We start from the raw sequence: 17,690 nt of genomic DNA, 5'->3' as shown, positions 1-17,690 counted from the left end.
CCGACAGAAAAAACGCTTCTACCTATTTAAACCATTGTTTTAAGTCTACTTTTGTAAAAGGTCTACGCGTCGCAGTAACAGGAGGGTTATTCCCTGCGACGGAGACATACGCTACCTGTTCCTTCGGGTCAAACACAAAGGAATGCAGTGTATCATCGCCAAATACGGGTCCATTGGCAAGAATATCAATAGCACGGCGTATATCTACGGATTTCTCTGCTTTTGTTATCTGCTTGCCTAACCAGTCATAACGTTGAAAAGAATCCTGTGATTTTAACAATGGAAGGATAAGTTTCAATTCTTCCCATGTTTTTACATTAATATTAAACCGTGGCCCATAATGCTGTGCCAGGTCTAACAAACCCTCTTTATTAATCGGGTGATTGGTTCTGCGAACTGCATCCGGAATGCTCCAATGAGCCGTCTCTTCGGACTCCTTGGGGTCATTATCCGTATACACGACGACTCGTTTCGCATCGGATTCAAAAGCACGCCCGGAAGGAATTTTTCCATCTCCAACAATAAAATTCCAACCCGATGTTTGCGGCCCTTTCACCAGCACATCAACTGCCTGTTCCAGGGTCTCCTGCTCCAAAACTCTACGCATAATAACCAATAAGGGCATACCGTCGAATGTTGCATTAGGACTGGGCAAAGTCATTTCTCCAATGGTTAATCCACTGGCACTCATGCCACTAACGCTACCAATGGCTCCTGCCCAACTTAACATCATATACGGCTTCTTCCCCTTTGGACGCCATACAAGCAATACAGAGTCATCCTGAGCATCCGCACTTACTGTCCAATCTAAATTCCTACCATGAATCAAACGCCCATCCGGTGTCCACTTGCCCCAACATGCAAAATTGGAACAGCTCTTAGGCATAGCCGCTGGCATAGACGGGGGTTGATTGGGAGGAAAATGCAAAATCTCTGGAACCGTTGCACCTAAAAGCACCTCATCATAAGTAATGTCCTTCTTCCCTGCAGCCTGGACGCCCTCGTAAATCCCTTGAACCTCTTCTAAATATTCCGACGGGATATATTTCGCCATTCGCTTCGACTGTTCAAAGGCATATTCGCGTGTATATCCTCTATTCCAGAGTGCTTTAACAAAATATCCAACCTTCATTATATGTTCTATCTTATCCGCCAATAATTTCCCGTGCTGGAACCCCATTTCCTTATAAGTCCCTTCCATCACACACAATAAATGCTCACCCACTTTATACAACTTCCCGGCTCCCTCTTTTGCCAGTAATTTCACTTCCGGATTATCAATGATTTCCGGCTGATACCATTGTGCTTCCTCTTTTGGGGCTTCTGCATTCTGTGCAAAAACAGGAACAACAATCCCTAATAAACAAACAAAGAACAATAAAAATAATTTTTGAAGGCTTAAAGAATATCGCATTTAAAAATCTCCTCTGTTATATAATTTTATAATACAGACTTCCTGCCTACTTCCTTTGTTTCATATACCTATATAAAAAAATGACTATCCACTTCACTCCACCAAGAGGATGGAGGTTAAAATGAATGTTTATAAATCTTCCTCACAATGATTGTAACGAAATTCTAATTCTTTCAGGTAATATTCAAAATACATTGCACTCACTCCATGAAATTTCTGCAACCGCTCCTTCGCATAACTCCAAAGCTCTCTATCCCATTTATATACACCCGACCATTTTCAAATCGCTGACTCTTATCTATCCGTAAATGCTTAAAATAATCCCGATATATTACTAAAGCATCATACATTTTATATTTCAGAAACTATAGGACATAGGTAACACCTGAGTTAGTGTATTATATAACTAAACCATAAGCACCGAGGAAGTGCTACCTATGAACCGATACCTACAAGAACCATTTATTCATCAGAAACTGAATATGATTGTGGAATATCAGAAAGTAAAAAACCAAGAAAGTAAATACTTTAAGACGGTTGAAGATTTGTGCTATTTCTGTCATATCTTTCGCAAGACCTTTTATAAATACTTGAAGCAATTTAAAAATAGTCCCCAGAATTCGGAAAGTTTATCACCTCAGTCCAGAAGACCCAGAAAGAATTCGGAATAGTCTTTTCCAAGAGCTGGAATGTCTTATCGCTAAGATAAGAAAGAAATTAGGCTATTCTGCCCTTGTCATCAGCATAATCCTTCGGAAAAGAAGAATCCGTCGAATAAGTGAATTTGGAGTATATCAGGTATTCAAGAGATATCGCATCGGTTCTCAGTATGAAAAGAAATATAAAAAGAAGATTCCTCAACGGTATGAGAAGGAACAACCCTGGGAATAGATTCATACAGATGATAAGAGAGTCCCGAATGTGAAAAAAGAAGAGCCGGAGCAAAAACGATATTCATTTTAAGGGAGGTAGATGACTGCACCCGTTTTAAGGTTATTAAAGAGCATCCGGATAAAACGGCTCAGTCTGACTATGATTTTTTGCCGTAGGTCGTTCATGAGATAAAAAAACTCGCCCGCTAAATTTATTCCCCTGTTACCTATGTCCTAAAGGTTATCATACTACTTACTTATTGAGTAGGCGTTCGCGGAGTTTTTGTTCGATTTTTGGGGAGACATAATGGGAAACACTTCCGCCGAAACGGACAATTTCTTTGACTTGACGCGAACTTAAGAATAAGTAAGGTTCGCTGGGCATTAAGCATACGGTGTCAATTGTGGGGTCCAATTTTTGGTTATTTATAGCGAGGCTCAGTTCAAATTCGAAATCGGAGACTACACGAAGTCCGCGAATCAATGCCTGGGCACCGCACTTTTTTGCGAATTCTACGGACAGTCCGACAAAACTTGTTACTTCAATATCGGGTGAACTGTTGATTTCTTCTTTCAACATCTGTATCCGCTCTTCTACTGTGAATAAAGCAGTTTTGGCTTCATTGATAGCCACAGCAACAATAACTCGGTCGAAAATACGGCGGGCACGATGGATTAAGTCAATGTGTCCTAATGTAGGCGGGTCAAAACTGCCCGGATATAATGCAATGCGTTCTGACATGATGAAAAACCCTATCCATAGTTTTTGAAATTGGTTTGTTTTTCATTTTGACTATGATTATGCCAGAAGAGTTTTAACAAATGGAAATCATCAGGACGGATTTTGGATGTGGATTTTATTTATTCTTTGGCTTTTATGGACACATAGTAATGACTATCAATTATTCTTCGGGATTGTTCTGATAGTGGAATATGGTTTGGAGCCATTGGAGGAAGGAATGGGTGCCAGGGTATTCAGGTAGATTTTGAATTAAATTCTCTAATTCTCCGCGGTCGAACCATATACCGTGATTTTCAGGACAGATATCATACACGATTTTATCATTCTGGGGAAGGGATACTTTTTGCATATAAGTTCGGCAGCGTGGGCATTTTTTCTTTGTCTCGTCTACGACAGCTTTTATGAATATGCTCTGTTCATCGAATTGAGATTCTAATATCCATTGGAGTTCTTCTGCATCCAGCCAGACACCTAAACAATTCGGGCAAAAGTCAAGTTCGATGTTCTCATATTCCATAATAAGTAATATGTTTTTTTTACAGTTAGGACAGAACATTTTATCCCTTATCTTTTCTTTTGTATTTTGTTATGTTCCTATAATATCAAAAAGGATAGATTTACAAGAAATTTAATTTTTTTGAGGATAAGGAATCTGTGGTGGCATAAAATTTTTCATCCTGATTATTGGAGAAACCCCTTTTCTTTAATCCATTGGGCGATATATGAGCCGATAATCTCGGTTTTTGTCTCCATTCCTAATGGGGTCATGTGGCATATATCAAAAAAGTGGTCCATACCTGCGTTGAATTCTTCGGCTACCGGGATATACAGAATGTGTTCCCTTTCGCAAAAGTTTTTTAACTCCTGATTATAGATGTGAATAATTTTCAGGTAAGTATCAAAGGTAATCATCACATCCTCTAATGAGACCCAAACATTGCGTATATTAAAATCGCAATAGGATTTCGGAACAAACTCATACCATTTGAGTTTAGGATAGGCGAAACTGCAAATAGCCATTTGAACCCCTTTGTTCTTGCAGGCGCAGTTCATGGCCCCTAAATGACGCAAAATATTGTCTCGAAAATATTCGGCGATGTAATCATCTGATGGCAGGAGTTTCCGATTGAACAGGCGATTTAGAAATACGGAGTGTTGAAGTATTTTTTTATATGGATTGGGCAGAGTTAACCAGTAGGGGATGTAGTGATAACATATATCGTTGATGGCGTTGTAATATACAAGTAAATTCGGGTCCAATTGCAGATAATCATTAATTCGGCGAACTTCCCCAAAAGAGCGAATACCACAAATCCCACAATTAATTACTTCGATTTTGTCTGTGTTAAAGTGGCTACGAAGTTTCTTTTCCATAATGTTTGGATAAGTCAGTTCATTTGAGTTGCCCTCTTCTGTGGTTGAACCACCTACACAAACAATACGAAAATACCCTTCAGGTTTGGGCATTATAATATCATCATCACGAAATCCAAAGTTATTATATTTAGCTATATTCCCAGCCTTTTCCCAGTTAGGTTTATATGAATAAAAAGGAACAAGCCAGGGACTATCTTCATTGGTAATTGAATTCAGAGACTTCAGAGAAAATGGGTAAGCGTCCCGAATTTCTCTTGTGCGTAATAAAACCCCATCTTGATTTGGGCTGGATTGAATTTCATATTGGAGGATATAAAAATATTCATATCTCAAACGAATAGGATTGACTGGGAAGCGATTATTCTTTATATCCTCAATAAAGTTATTCCAATCCGGATTGTAATAACCATATCGTTTGCCCTGAAGTAATGATTGAATATAGTTTCCTATCAGAGGGTCTCCATACCACTTCGTTAATTTGCCATTTCTATCAAAATAGAATTCTGCCATTCCTTCAAGGGTTAATTCGTAGTTCTTATCACAAGGCGTATTGTTCCTTTGAAGAGTTGTAGTTGGGGTTGATTTTATTGTCTTTTCCCTATTTTGAGGTATTTCCTGAATAGGTTTATATCGTCTTGCCTGTTCAGAAGCAGAAACCATTCCGTAAACTTTTCGATTTTGAGCCTCAAAATAGGGCTTGTATAAAAAGTTACCGACGCGAAGCAAGATACGGGTACTAAATTCAACGGATAAAGCAATTACGATTCCCCAGATTAAACAGAGGAACAAAATATAAACCCAATATCCAATTTTCCTTTTCATTTGCTCTCTACATCTTGTTTATCTACTTATTTTTTGCAGTAAGTGTATAAATTCTTTGCGGATTCCTTATCTTAATCCTTCTGAAGATAGTTAGGGCCTTATCTTCTACCTTGTCCCTGTTATTATATCTAAATTCAACCTCTTTTAAAAGGATACGATTTGAAGGATTTTAATATACTTTTAGTTTTAATAATTCTTGGGATTTTCTTTTTTAAAAAACAAAGGGAACCATTTCGTTAAGTTTGTTATACACATCCTGGTTTAACAGTATTCCATGTAGAATATTTTGAGCAATTAACTTTTCTTTAAATACAAGAATACAAGTTTTCATTATTCATGAAGGTAATAATTAGACAGTAAGGTATATTGATGGTCGGAGATATAGTCCTGATTAAGGAAGAGATATGCGATTACCTCTAATAAAGGAAAGTATTGCAGTTATGGAAATGAAGATTATAAGGATAACCAATGAGACACGAGAAGTGAGAGATACCTTAAATTCAGGTTCAATGTCGCGTGGATAAAAATGGGCTGTAAGGTAGGTATCCTTTTCTATTACAAGTTGAATAGTTCTTGATGATGAAACATAATCGCCACTCCAACCCGTGAAGATATAGCCTGGTTCCTCTACTGCTGTGATTTTTACTTTTTCTCCTTTCCGATAATGGTTATTACTTGTGGGTTCTATGTTGACTCTTCCGCCGGTTTCTTCTTCAATTCTTATATTCAATTGATAATCTCGATATAATTCATATCGAACTATGCGAGGCACTAACCCACGAGCAAGGCTGTAACCAATATAACAATTTTTTTGATTATCCCAATACGCCCGTTTGCTCGCAATTGAAGAGGAAAAATAACCTGTAATGTCCTGTAATTTACCAAAGGGGATAATGTGAAAGTCATTTATTACAAAAGTCGTTTCTATATAAGACAGCCCTGTTTTATCTTCGGTAATTAATAACCAACCGATGCCAGGAAATTCAATACTGCTACGGACATGGTTATAAGAGACCGTCCCTAACACATGAATATCAAGGGGTTCAGTCGTGGGCTTATAACAAGTTTTGCACCCGTGCCGTTAATTCGGTCATCTGTTGCCCAGCAGATATATTGAGGTGTAAACCACATTGTTGTGAGACGGAACAATGCCTGTGTTCTTACTTTAGGTTCTGTGGTAGGGTCAAAATCATAATCGGTAACATCCGTCCAGGTAGTTCCGTCATCTTTACTAATCCAGACCATGCATTCAGGCGGTCTATCACCGGAGGATAAATACCAATAGCCGGTGTAAGGGTCTACGGTAACGGTATGGAAATGACGAATTTCAGGGGATGTAGACCCGTAAGCCTGTTTTACGAACACGGTTGACCAGGTCAGGCCATCATCTGTAGAGCGTATAACGCGAGCATAGGGGGAAGTATCATCACAATATTCTGCAGATAAAATGGTTCCATTCTTTTCATCTATGCTCCATGTTCTTAACCAAGTAAATTGTACCCCTGTATTTCTCCAGCCATATTGGGAAGAAGAAAATTGCCAGAGGGTTTTATCCAGCGGATTTATACATAGGATTGCTTTCTTTGATGTTGTAAATATATTGTTAACACTATGAAAGGGAACATACAGATTTATTTGTTGCCTTAATTCGCGGTCGAGAACAATAATTCTGGAATTATATGGATAGTTAGCTATCGCAAGAGAATTATCAGCACGATGTTCTAAAAATTGGCAGCCTCTAAATTTTTTTGGTTGATTACCAATGTATAAGAGGCGGAATTTATTGAAAAAGAATATTCACATTGATATTCCCCCATTAAAGCAACTAAAAGCATTGTAGTTAATAACAGCATATGTTGCAATAAAGTTATAAAAATATTTGAGACATCTGAACAAATAGGATTTTTAGGTTTGGGATTAATCTATAAAATAATTATACCTTTTTGGAGAGGAAAAATCAATAATTATACCGTTTTTGGAGAGGAAAAATCGCTTTGGGAAAGGAATATATCTTTTCTATAACCAATAATTGAGTTTTTTCTTGTTGATTTTTTGTTCTTTTTTATCTCCTCTTATTAAATTTCATTATCTCGCTATTGCTTACCGATATTATTAATACCACTCCTGCTCTCTTTCGTTTCATTTTCCCTCGAAACTCCCTCTGTATTACAATGATTAAAAAATTAAACCTTTATTCAGAGATCTCATATATATGTTTTTCTTTAAGATTAGGAGGGGTGAGGGGATTTTATATTTAGTTTTACGAAGGACTAATTACCGTTCGGTATTTGTTGGATAATTTGTTATAGTAAAATTCTTTCGAAAAAATGGATTGTTTTGATGGGGTTGGTTAGTCATTGGGCAAGTTCGTTTCTGATACTGAAACGGTTTCCGAAAAAATGCGTTCTTTTGTGTAATCAGTCAGAGAATTTGATTATTTGGCAAACTGCATATCTGAATATGATTTATCGTATAGGTTGCTTTGGAACTTGTTCCCATATTCCTTCTCATACCAGGAGTTGAATACATGGGCGTATCGGATTATCCAATCGTATGTGGCTTCGGTTCTAACATTTCTACCTTGCTTCTCGGATTCAATCCACACATGCTTTTCTATTTCTATTTTCTGAAGGATGTTTTTGTGTAGGACTTTGATATGGTTTGGTGAAAACTCACACAGGCACCGTATCATTTCATCAATTATGTAGTTGTCGAGGGGAAAATCTACATGCTTGCGAAGATTATATAAGAAAAGTTCACGGTCACAACCTACGGATAAGAATGCTTTACCGTAGCAACATTCACTATCCATAAAACCCTTTCTCCTTAATAAAAGATAACATTATAAAAACATGATAATAATCTATCAAATTTTTATATGAATTTCAACATATTTTGTAAATAATTTCTAAAAAATTTTACCATATTTTTGAATGATTATGTTTTATTTCTTTAAGTTATTGCTATACAATATATTACGATATTTTTATTATTGGGCTGTTTTTATAGTTTTACTGTTAAATTCTGCTATCCCTGCAATTTTTAATTGTCCTTTATTGAGACTTATTTTAATTTTAATTTCTTTGAATAACTTAATTTTATTGAATAAATCATTAATTTTTTTCGGGTCGTTAAATTGTAATATATTTGATTCTGTAAGAACTGTAATTGCGTTGTTAATTTCTGAAATAAGTTTTTCGGGTTTCATCTGTAGTATCAGAGAATAATTCCCTTCATTGGAAGCGGGTTTATTTTTTATATGCTCTATTACTTGATTTTGTAAGTCTTTGTTATTAGCAAATAGTAATGAACCTTCTGCACATTGGATATGTAAATCTGTCTGGGAACTACCAATGAGAGGGATTATATATTCATTTGAATTGGAAGCAGGCAAAGCCTTATTTTTCTCTCCCATTATAATAATGGTAGGGTCCATAATTGTCTGAACGATGTTTTCGCAGATATTGGGGTTTGTTTTTGCAATCACACAATATTTAGGTATAAAAGGAATAATTTCGTCGGTATAGAAAGTATCCAATGCAATATGAAATTCATTGTTAACAAAGGGCGAAAAGGATTTTATCCATTCTATAAAAGGAATTTCTGTTGGATTGGCAGAGGGCAAGTTAATACTGGCTTTGGGTATAGTTTCAAAAGCACGAACCCATGTTTTAAGAGGTACCCCTGTATTGATAGAACAAGAAAAAAGTGTATCTACAGGTTCCTGCAAGGGAGATGAAACAACTTCCGCAAGTAAAATTGTCCATGGGGTTTCCATATCCGGGGTTATTTGTGTTTCACATTTTAGTCCTAATTGATTTTGCATTAGGGCAAGATAGAAATGGATTTGAGAGAATAGCCCTTGAAAATCCTGCTGTTGAGGGGTAAAAGTTCCCCATGCTAAATGTTTTTCCTGATTTTTCATAAGTTCAGCCGCAAGGACTGTCTCTGTTTTTTTATCGCCCTTTTGTGTAATGGATTGAACCAATGTCTCACGATTGGGTGAAAGGATTAAGACCCTTCCTTTACGAGCATAATACAATTTTTGTTTCGGTAGATACCGTAAGTTTAATCCACCTGCCCAATCTATTTCTATAGGTTGTGTCAAGGAATATAAATTTTCAATAACGCAACCAATGCGTGATAGACGAACGATTAATAAGGCATCTTCAAATGTTTTCAGGTTGTTTACCGAGAAATAGAAAAAGTCATAGATAAGATGTTTTATTACCCATAAAGGCACAGTTTGCTGGTCGGATAGTAATTTTTTTACTTCAAGAACCATCGAAGAAGGCTCTGCCAATTCCCAGAGAGGAGATTCGATAAGGGTTGGGTAATTTTGCATAAGTTGTGGGCTGAAAACTTGAAAGGCAGGTGCCGTAGGGATAAACCGTTCCACAGGATATAAATCCCTCGTTGTCCATACGAACCCAATGAAGAGAAGAAGAACAATCAGAAAAACCAACTTAAATAAAAACTTTAAAAAACCACTTTTGTGTCTTCGCTTCTGCGTTCCGAATCCACTATATACACGCATGGTTTCACTCATAAGAAAAATCAATTCCCTGATTCTATAGGTATAAATTCTGAAGGATTTCCATCGCTATTCCTGACAGATAACCAGATTTTTTTCTCTGTCGGTTCAAAGATTACACTTAAACGGCTATTTTCGTTCCATATTTGAGCAGGAGAAGTATCCTGATTATCGGAAGAGGTCATAATTGTTTTGAGTTCTTCCGGACTGATAATTCGTTCCTCTTCCAATTTTTTTAATAGATTTGAATATCTTCTCACCGTAGATTCCGATGCATTTGCAATTGAACCGCAACCTAATAAGATGCCCTGTTGATAGAGATTTTGAGCAATGGTATCTTCTGGTTTTGGTGCTGGGAATAGGAGAGTAGCCCATTTTCCTTTATTATTCTTGCCTGCCAGGAGTATATGGTATGCTTGTGAGATAGTTATTTTGGATATTTCTTCCATAGCCGCTTCGATGGTGCTGCATGTGGATAAAATATGCTTCGCTGTAAACTCTGGACCCGGCGTATCTTCCAATAGATTTGTTTTTATAGAGGCATCACGGGTTATAGACAATACAATACCTGCTTGATTCATTCCACATATTGTTCCATCAAACCAAGGGAAACCAATCTCAATGAAATTTATTCCATTAGCCGTCTGATTTCGAAATATTACCGGGGACTCATTGATTGCCCAGTCAATTGTATGAGCAATAAGGACATCCTTTGCTCCTGCCCGTTCCCCGTAAATAGCAATAGCAGTACATAAAGGTGTATCAAATAACAGATTATATGATTGAGCATTCTGTATATTTATGGCATTTTGTAAGAGCCAGATTTTATCAAATGGCATTTCTACACCATCCGAAATACCTATGAGTTCATCAATCACTTCCGAATGTAATTTCTTTGCCCATGGACGAATACTAATTGCCATAGCAGGTAAAATTAAAGAACTTATATTTATCCAGGATGAAGGGATGGAAGAAAAGAAACCTTGTTCGGGTAGGTATCGTCCTTCTAATATAGGTTTTTGTATCAATTCTTCAAATCGTTTCTGAATTTGTTCCTTTGAAAATTGTCCTCGTGCATACCCTCTTTCATAAGAAGTCCCTGTCAGATTTACAATAGAAACCCTTTGATTTGTCTTGTCTATTTGAGGAAAATCAACGGCTGGTTTTTGTAATTCGGGTTTTTCTATCCCTAATAAAGATAAACAGGTATTTAATACCCATTTCTCGGCTTGAGGTCCAAAGAAATTAGCCCCTGCCTCGTATGTTTTATCGAAAAGAAGATGTTTGGGGACAAAATACAAAAGATAATCATTAGCCAAACCTACTGTAAAATGGGTCTTATATCCTGCTTCTAATGCATACTCGCGAAGACGAAGGGCATATTCCACACATAATTCCCCCGGGAAAAAAGAAATAGCCAATCCATTTATATGCAGCGAATGGAACAGCACCTTTTCCGGGAAAAAGGTCGCAATGCTCATTGGCAAAAGGATTTCTTGTGCCGTTAATTTTAACTTTACATCGGATAGGGTTACATTTTTTTGTGCTTCATAAACACGCTGTGCTAAAAGTCTTCCTACTTTTTCAGTTCGAGCCCAGCCAGAGGTTTGTTCAGGGGATTGAATGGTTTGATTTCCTTCGGCACCGTTCAGGAAAAAAGGGACACAACCCGGCGAAGCAAGTTTCTCTATTTCAAGATAATAGTATCCCGGATAATCGGAAGAGAAAGAATAAAAATCTTCATCCCCTATAGATGTAGGATGTCCTGCCATATTAGCAATAATCGCAATCTCATTCCCGTTTGCATCTTCAATTACAATAAAACCGATTTGGGGGTCCATCGGACCGCCGGGATAACGACGATTACAGGTTAAATCGTTCTGCTGAATACTGCCATAGCCTAATACAGCATTTTTTGCTTTTTCCTTTGCATCGCGAAGAGCCTGACTAATAATCCGTGCCGTGCGTTCTACAAGTTCAGGGATATACCTTCCAGAAACAAAACGGATAGGATAATTTTTACACATTCCCCCGAAACCATTGTGCGTATGCGTTGCTGTCATGATAATATTTTGAGGCGGGAAATTCTCAGGTGCCATTGCAATAACTTTTTCTCTCAGTTCTCGGTCAACAACGCACAAATCCAAACTGACAAGAAATACTTCGGTTTCATCATCAGCGAGATAAAGGACATGCGCCCATAAAGGGTCATGAACTGCCCTTGCTCCTTTGCCCAATCTTGCTCCATAACCATTCAAAGGCACACCTAAATCTGGAGTAATTTCCGCCTTAACCGCTCCTGCCTTTAAAGCCACCGCATGGAAAGGATACAGGAATAATGAAGAAAAAACGAAACATAGAATAAAGACTTTATGTAAAAAGATATTTTGATTTCCCATAATTATTGCTCATCTTTATAATCCTTTTTATTCTATCACTAACGATAAACAATAAGCGACTGTAGTAAGGATATACAACGGAATATTTACCAATATAATACTCCAAAGGACATAGAGGAGATAGAGGCAAAAGATTTTTCGCCCCTACCTTGTATAAGGTCCTTGTGCCCTTTGTGGTAAAAAATAAACATTTAAAGCATCAGAAACGGGGAATGTTTCAGTTACTATAATGGCGATGTTTTAAATATTTGGGGGCGATTATCCAATTGCCCCTATTGTGTTTTTATTCGTGGCAATGGGTGCTATTCGTAGTAGTAAAGTCATTAACGCAAATTATCACGAATACCTATAAGGTCTCCTATATCCCATTCGTCCTATTTGTCCCATAAATCTACCAAGGGACTGGCAATGCGGGCAAGGTTTTTACGAAATAAAAATCTGCTCACCTGGCAAGATTTCAACAAATACACGAATATATGACGAATTTTATGTTTACAGATTTATATTTCTATCCAGGATTTGGTGGTCTTACTCACTGTAAGAAGTAAGGTTAATAATTTTACCGAATTACTTCTACTGGGTTTATCAGAGCACATAAAGAGCAAGAACTAAGTATTCCCTACCTCCTGTATTTTTCGAATTAAGAATATTTTCAGTCAATACCTACAAAGATTGTAAAGATAGAACAGAAAGTGCTGAAGTTATTTCGTAATTTTATTTTCTACCGACTTCGCGAATAGTAAATTGCATATTCAGGATTTTGCCCTCTCGAAAAACTTTCATTTCCACAGGGTCACCAATAAATAAATCCCAATTTATAAAATCAACATCTAACGGGTCTTCGACAGGTTGTTTGTTTATCTCTATAATTACATCACCGGGACGCAATCCTGCCTGATATGCTGGACTCTCCTTTAATATGCGTGTTACAAATACTCCTTTGTCCACCTGAATGCCCAATTCCTTTAGAAGTCGGGAGTCAATAGAATCGAGTGATTCTGCGTTAAATCCAAACCAGGGGTCACGGCGTTTTCCAAATTTAATCAATTCTTCAGCGACACGACGAGCACGATTGATAGGTATGGCGAAACTTAATCCCTGATACCCTCCCGTTTTAGAGAAAATCATGGTGTTAATCCCAATCACTTCACCTTTGCTGTTAACCAGAGGTCCACCACTGTTACCGGGATTTATTGCCGCATCGGTTTGAATAAGGTCTTGATATAATCGAGTGTCCCCGGAAACATTTCTGTTTACTTTACGATGTACAGCGGAAACAACACCTACACTAACGGTAGGACGAGGGTCTTTCATCAGTGAGCCAAAGGGGTTTCCTATAGCAATAACCCATTCGCCTATATATAGGTTATCCGAGTCGCCTAAGGGGATGTAGGGAAAGGTCTTTCCATTTGCTTTTAATACAGCAATATCTGTTCGTGGGTCAGCACCGACAAATTCCACATCCAATTTTTCACCGTTTGAAAGTGTTACTGAATTAATCTTACTGGCATTTTCTAATACATGATAATTGGTTAAAATATATCCCGCCTGATGGAAGATAAATCCGCTACCGATGGAAGAAATCTGTTGGCGGCGTATAGGAAAACCAAATAACTCAAAGAAAGGGTCTAAATCATCTGCTTGATATTCTGCTACATTGATAGTTACCACAGCAGGTGAAGCCATTTCCACGGCGGTTACTATTGCGTTGCGACGCGAATCCGATATATTGTCCTGTGAAACCGCAAAGGATATGGGAAATGTTGAAATAACAAGTAGTGTTATAATAATTAAAAAGTTTTTCCACATAAACAAACCCTTTTGTTTTTAAGATTAAAATATGACTATTATTTTACAATAATACGCGGTTCAAATACTTTAAGGAAATGCGGACTATGATTAAGGTTGTAGTAAACGATGAAGAAAAACAGATTTCAGAGAATTCTTCTATAGAACTTTTATTGAAAGAAATGAATTTAGATGGGAAAACAATGGTTGTTGTCGTAAATGATGAGATTGTAGAGCATACACAATATTCAAAAATAATTTTACATGATGGCGACCGTATAGAATTGGTTCGCATTGTTGGAGGAGGATAGTAATGACTCACGATGAGTGTATTAAAAAGTTTCACGAGACGGATTTGTATGTAGTTATCACAGAGAAAATGTGTAAGGGAAAACCTTCGGAATTTGTGTTAGAAGAATGCTTGAAAGCAGGTGTGCGATTGGTGCAGTTTCGTGAAAAAGAGGGTGATGATAGAATGAAATATAACAAAGCGGTTCAATTCCGTAAAATTACCCGTGATTATAATGCCCTGCTTATCATAGATGACCGCATAGACCTTGCTTTAATAGTAGATGCTGATGGTGTTCATTTGGGACAGAACGATTTACCTATACATGAAGCACGAAAAATAGCACCGAACCTGATTATCGGAGCTTCCACACATAACCTGGAGCAGGCTTTGAAAGCACAGGAAGAAGGGGCAAGTTATGTAAATATAGGTCCTCTTTTCCCCACGCAGACAAAGACAACATCCGTTTCTCCCTTAGGTGTAGAGGCTTTGGAAAAAATATCGCCCCATTTAAGTATCCCTTTTACCTGTATGGGTGGAATTAAATTAGAAAATATTGATGAGGTCTTAAAACGCGGAGCACGGCATATTGCTGTTGTAACTGCGGTAACGGAGGCGGACAATATCCAGCAATCTGTAAAGCAGTTAAGGGAAAGAATTCTTTTGTATAAAGACAAGGAAATTGTATAAAAAGAATTATTGATGTAGGCCATACAAAAATTTGATAGGCAATTTAGTGGATATATAAAAAAGAGCGGCTGTTATTACTATGAGGCAATGCGTTTTTAATTATCCTCATTGAATTCATAAAATAAGCATTGATTTCTTCCTATCTTATCGGGTGTTATATGAAAGAAGAATAATTTTATTTTCTATGCGTTTCTTTTTGATTGACAATGAGGTTTTATTAAAATCCTCCCGTTCAGAAATTGGCGGGAAAGGATGGGGTCTGGTTCGATTAAAAAAGCAGGGATTAAATGTGCCATCTTTCGGGATAATTAGCACAGAAGGGGTGAGAGAGAAACTCTGGAATACGGATACAGATTTTCGGGATACCATAATAACCTGGTGTAGGGAAATATTAACTTACTCCCCAAGTAAAAAAATAACCGTTCGTTCTTCCGCATGTGAGGAAGATAATCGTTATCATTCTTTTGCGGGAAAGTTTTTAACTGAGGTTATAACAAATACAGAGGAACTTATTCCGACACTGGATAAGATAGCCGAACAGTATATCTCAACAATGGACAAGGAAGAGGAAACAATATCTGTAGGTCTTCATGGACTTGCCATTATTCTTCAGGAGTTTGTCGCAGGGGAAATATCCGGCGTATGTTTTTCTACAAAGCCTATGAACGCCAATCCTCAGCAGGGATATTGCGAAATGGTGATAGGCGAAAACAAGTTGCTGGTTGATGGAGAAACACAACCTACAAGGGTTCTGTTTAATCCTTCCACAGGAGAAATCGTAGATTATCAAGAAGGGCACAATGGACCCCAATCACTACCTGAACAATTATTAGCAGAGTTATCGAAGGGTTTATTGAAGATGGAATGGGACTATCGCACGGCAGTAGATATGGAATGGACATGGGATGGCGAAAAAATATGGTTCCTGCAAGTTCGACCCATTACGAAAGTAACACCTTCGATGGATTTATACCCCAAAGAATGCATGACTTGCTGGTTCTTTGACCAGAGATTTATTGAACCGATTACACCTATTACACGGACTACACTTATCCCACTAATCTTCCGTAAAGCAATCGTAGAAAGCATGAACATGCGTGGCAAAACAGCAACCTTTGAACCGTATTACTTCGGCGGACAGGTATATATTCCCCATCGGGCTTATTTTGATTTATTGGAAGGTTGTCCAAAATGGTGGCTCTCATCTGATTTAAAATTGTTATTTCCGGATAACTGTGGTTGTCCTCCCAAACAGATGAAACTACTGGGGATACATTTCTGGCTGGATGCTTTCCGTTCCTTATTGACACACTGGCAAGATTCTATTTTTGTATTATGTCGCTGGGAACAATGGAAGAAAAAATTATTAAAGAAGTTAAGCCTTTGGAACGAGGCGGAATTATCAAAACTCACAAAAGAGGATTGGCTCAAGCAATGGGAACAATGGCAGGAGTTATCCGAAGAATTTTTGGGAATACATCGCTGGGCAATACTCTGGTCAAGTTATGTATATCGTTTAGGAGGAAAGTATATTGTTCGTGGTAAAGAAGGACAGTATCCTTCCATAACAACATGGGCAAATTATATATTAACATCATACCTATCCACCCGAGACTTGAAATTATTGACCCTTCTTCGCACAGAATATTCACACCGAACAGAAAGCCTCGATTTTATATCGCCTCGTTGGGAAGAGTGGCTTTCCGGTGAAGCACAAAACGAATTGTTTGAAAGGCAATTGCTGGAAGAGAAAAGAGATATATCTCCACCCCCATTGCAAAAAAGAAGCAACGCAGGTCTCTTATACCGTATTGTCGCAAAGTTTATACATCTGCGGGAAGAGCAACGATTTGAATGGGAAAAGATTTTAAATGTGCAAAAAAAATTATTAAAGGAAGCAGGCAAACGATTGGTAGAAAAGGGTATTTTGGCAGAGATAAGCCAGGTCTGGTTTATAAACTGGCAGGAATTGATAGAAGCATTTATTGAAGGGAAGGCTATTCATTTAAAAGAAGTTTCGGAACGCCAACATCAATGGTGCGTGGAACATGTATTTACAAAACCCTCTTTTATCAATGAAGGAAGTTTTATCCTCTCCATTTCCGAAGAGGACAGCAATATATGGTTGGGCTGGGGTGTATCCGGGGGAAGGGTAAAAGGGACTGCTTATGTAACCGATAATCCAACATCACTTCCCTTAAATATCTCCCATCCTCGCATTCTTGTAACACCCTGTTTAAATCCCGGCCAGACATGGTGTCTTCAATACTGGGACGGTGTCCTATTAGAACGAGGTAGTGAGTTATCACACCCTGCAATTATTGCACGGGAGATTAACATTCCTATGATTGCAAATCTACCTCATATCACACAGAAACTTACTACAGGGGATTTTATTCACATGGATGCAACTTATGGGAAGGTTAGCCGTATCTCATCTTAAAGCATTATAGTTTCGACCCATTAGAAGGATACCTTTCTTTCTGCATACCACTCATAGCCAGCATTAACATGCCTACCAAAATAAAATCCAAAAAATATTTCAGCCAGACATCTCCTCCTGTTGATTTGCGATTACATCCACAACCTTTGTCTGTTCCTCCTCCTTCACCTTCTCCTTCGTGAGTACCTTCGTGGGTACCTTCAACAACGCCTTCGTGTGTTCCTTCTCCTTCAGTAATTCCTTCGCCTTCCTGTGTGCCTTCTTGACACGGTCCTGTGGATATGACTAAATTCACAGCACTGCCCGGCGACACTTGTGCT

Annotated in this window: 14 protein-coding genes and 2 pseudogenes; 4 read left to right on the top strand and 12 right to left on the bottom strand. The window is 37.8% G+C overall.

Annotation, left to right across the window (positions count from 1 at the left end; translation table 11 throughout):
• Nucleotides 1–22 precede the first annotated feature (22 nt).
• Together PLA12_05205 and PLA12_05200 are read right to left on the bottom strand one after the other, a co-directional pair.
• Complete coding sequence (locus tag PLA12_05205) at nucleotides 23–1,414, bottom strand: C45 family autoproteolytic acyltransferase/hydrolase (protein HOQ31894.1); 1,392 nt, start codon at nucleotides 1,412–1,414, stop codon at nucleotides 23–25.
• A gap of 129 nt (nucleotides 1,415–1,543) precedes the next feature.
• Nucleotides 1,544–1,689, bottom strand: a pseudogene (locus PLA12_05200) (transposase).
• A 162-nt stretch (nucleotides 1,690–1,851) separates the two neighbouring features.
• Between PLA12_05200 and PLA12_05195 the strand changes: the two are divergent.
• Nucleotides 1,852–2,085, top strand: coding sequence for a hypothetical protein (locus PLA12_05195; protein HOQ31893.1), 234 nt, complete (start codon nucleotides 1,852–1,854; stop codon nucleotides 2,083–2,085).
• Nucleotides 2,086–2,539: 454 nt separating this feature from the next.
• Here PLA12_05195 and coaD read toward each other — a convergent pair whose 3' ends face one another.
• The 9 genes from coaD to PLA12_05150 all read right to left on the bottom strand — a co-directional run bounded on the left by coaD (nucleotide 2,540) and on the right by PLA12_05150 (nucleotide 13,969).
• A complete protein-coding gene (gene coaD, locus PLA12_05190; GenBank protein ID HOQ31892.1) occupies nucleotides 2,540–3,028 on the bottom strand; it encodes a pantetheine-phosphate adenylyltransferase in 489 nt (162 codons plus the stop codon).
• 160 nt (nucleotides 3,029–3,188) lie between these two features.
• Nucleotides 3,189–3,584, bottom strand: coding sequence for a zf-TFIIB domain-containing protein (locus PLA12_05185; protein ID HOQ31891.1), 396 nt, complete (start codon nucleotides 3,582–3,584; stop codon nucleotides 3,189–3,191).
• Nucleotides 3,585–3,709: 125 nt separating this feature from the next.
• The gene (locus tag PLA12_05180) at nucleotides 3,710–5,227 is read right to left on the bottom strand and encodes a hypothetical protein (protein ID HOQ31890.1); all 1,518 of its coding nucleotides are present in this window, start codon (nucleotides 5,225–5,227) and stop codon (nucleotides 3,710–3,712) included.
• Nucleotides 5,228–5,618: 391 nt separating this feature from the next.
• The gene (locus PLA12_05175) at nucleotides 5,619–6,254 is read right to left on the bottom strand and encodes a hypothetical protein (protein HOQ31889.1); all 636 of its coding nucleotides are present in this window, start codon (nucleotides 6,252–6,254) and stop codon (nucleotides 5,619–5,621) included.
• Nucleotides 6,248–6,592 (bottom strand): hypothetical protein, encoded by a 345-nt coding sequence (locus PLA12_05170; GenBank protein HOQ31888.1) that lies wholly within the window; start codon nucleotides 6,590–6,592, stop codon nucleotides 6,248–6,250. Before PLA12_05170 ends, PLA12_05175 begins: the two co-directional genes overlap by 7 nt.
• 1,069 nt (nucleotides 6,593–7,661) lie before the next feature.
• Complete coding sequence (locus PLA12_05165) at nucleotides 7,662–8,039, bottom strand: hypothetical protein (GenBank protein ID HOQ31887.1); 378 nt, start codon at nucleotides 8,037–8,039, stop codon at nucleotides 7,662–7,664.
• Nucleotides 8,040–8,216: 177 nt separating this feature from the next.
• Entirely contained in the window at nucleotides 8,217–9,776 is a 1,560-nt protein-coding gene (locus PLA12_05160; GenBank protein ID HOQ31886.1) for a hypothetical protein, read from the bottom strand.
• A gap of 8 nt (nucleotides 9,777–9,784) precedes the next feature.
• Nucleotides 9,785–12,160 carry a neutral/alkaline non-lysosomal ceramidase N-terminal domain-containing protein gene (locus PLA12_05155; protein HOQ31885.1) on the bottom strand — a complete coding sequence of 792 codons (2,376 nt, stop codon included), beginning with the start codon at nucleotides 12,158–12,160 and terminating at the stop codon, nucleotides 9,785–9,787.
• Nucleotides 12,161–12,874: 714 nt separating this feature from the next.
• On the bottom strand, nucleotides 12,875–13,969 hold the full coding sequence (locus PLA12_05150) for a trypsin-like peptidase domain-containing protein (GenBank protein ID HOQ31884.1): 1,095 nt from the start codon (nucleotides 13,967–13,969) through the stop codon (nucleotides 12,875–12,877).
• 74 nt (nucleotides 13,970–14,043) lie between these two features.
• On the opposite strand from PLA12_05150, the pseudogene thiS reads away from it, so the two are divergent.
• The 3 genes and pseudogenes from thiS (at nucleotide 14,044) to PLA12_05135 (ending at nucleotide 17,370) form a co-directional block, all read left to right on the top strand.
• Nucleotides 14,044–14,259, top strand: a pseudogene (gene thiS / locus PLA12_05145) (sulfur carrier protein ThiS).
• A gap of 2 nt (nucleotides 14,260–14,261) precedes the next feature.
• On the top strand, nucleotides 14,262–14,927 hold the full coding sequence (gene thiE, locus PLA12_05140) for a thiamine phosphate synthase (protein ID HOQ31883.1): 666 nt from the start codon (nucleotides 14,262–14,264) through the stop codon (nucleotides 14,925–14,927).
• Between the two features lie 184 nt (nucleotides 14,928–15,111).
• Nucleotides 15,112–17,370, top strand: coding sequence for a PEP/pyruvate-binding domain-containing protein (locus PLA12_05135; protein HOQ31882.1), 2,259 nt, complete (start codon nucleotides 15,112–15,114; stop codon nucleotides 17,368–17,370).
• A gap of 4 nt (nucleotides 17,371–17,374) precedes the next feature.
• On the opposite strand, the gene PLA12_05130 is transcribed toward PLA12_05135, so the two are convergent.
• The coding region (locus PLA12_05130) for a hypothetical protein (GenBank protein HOQ31881.1) at nucleotides 17,375–17,690 on the bottom strand (316 nt) is incomplete at its 5' end.

It is taken from the genome of Candidatus Hydrogenedens sp. (assembly GCA_035378955.1).
Taxonomy (GTDB): Bacteria; Hydrogenedentota; Hydrogenedentia; order Hydrogenedentales; family Hydrogenedentaceae; genus Hydrogenedens.
The sequence above is the reverse complement of the archived record's forward strand: the minus strand, read 5'-3'. Positions and strand labels throughout refer to the sequence as shown.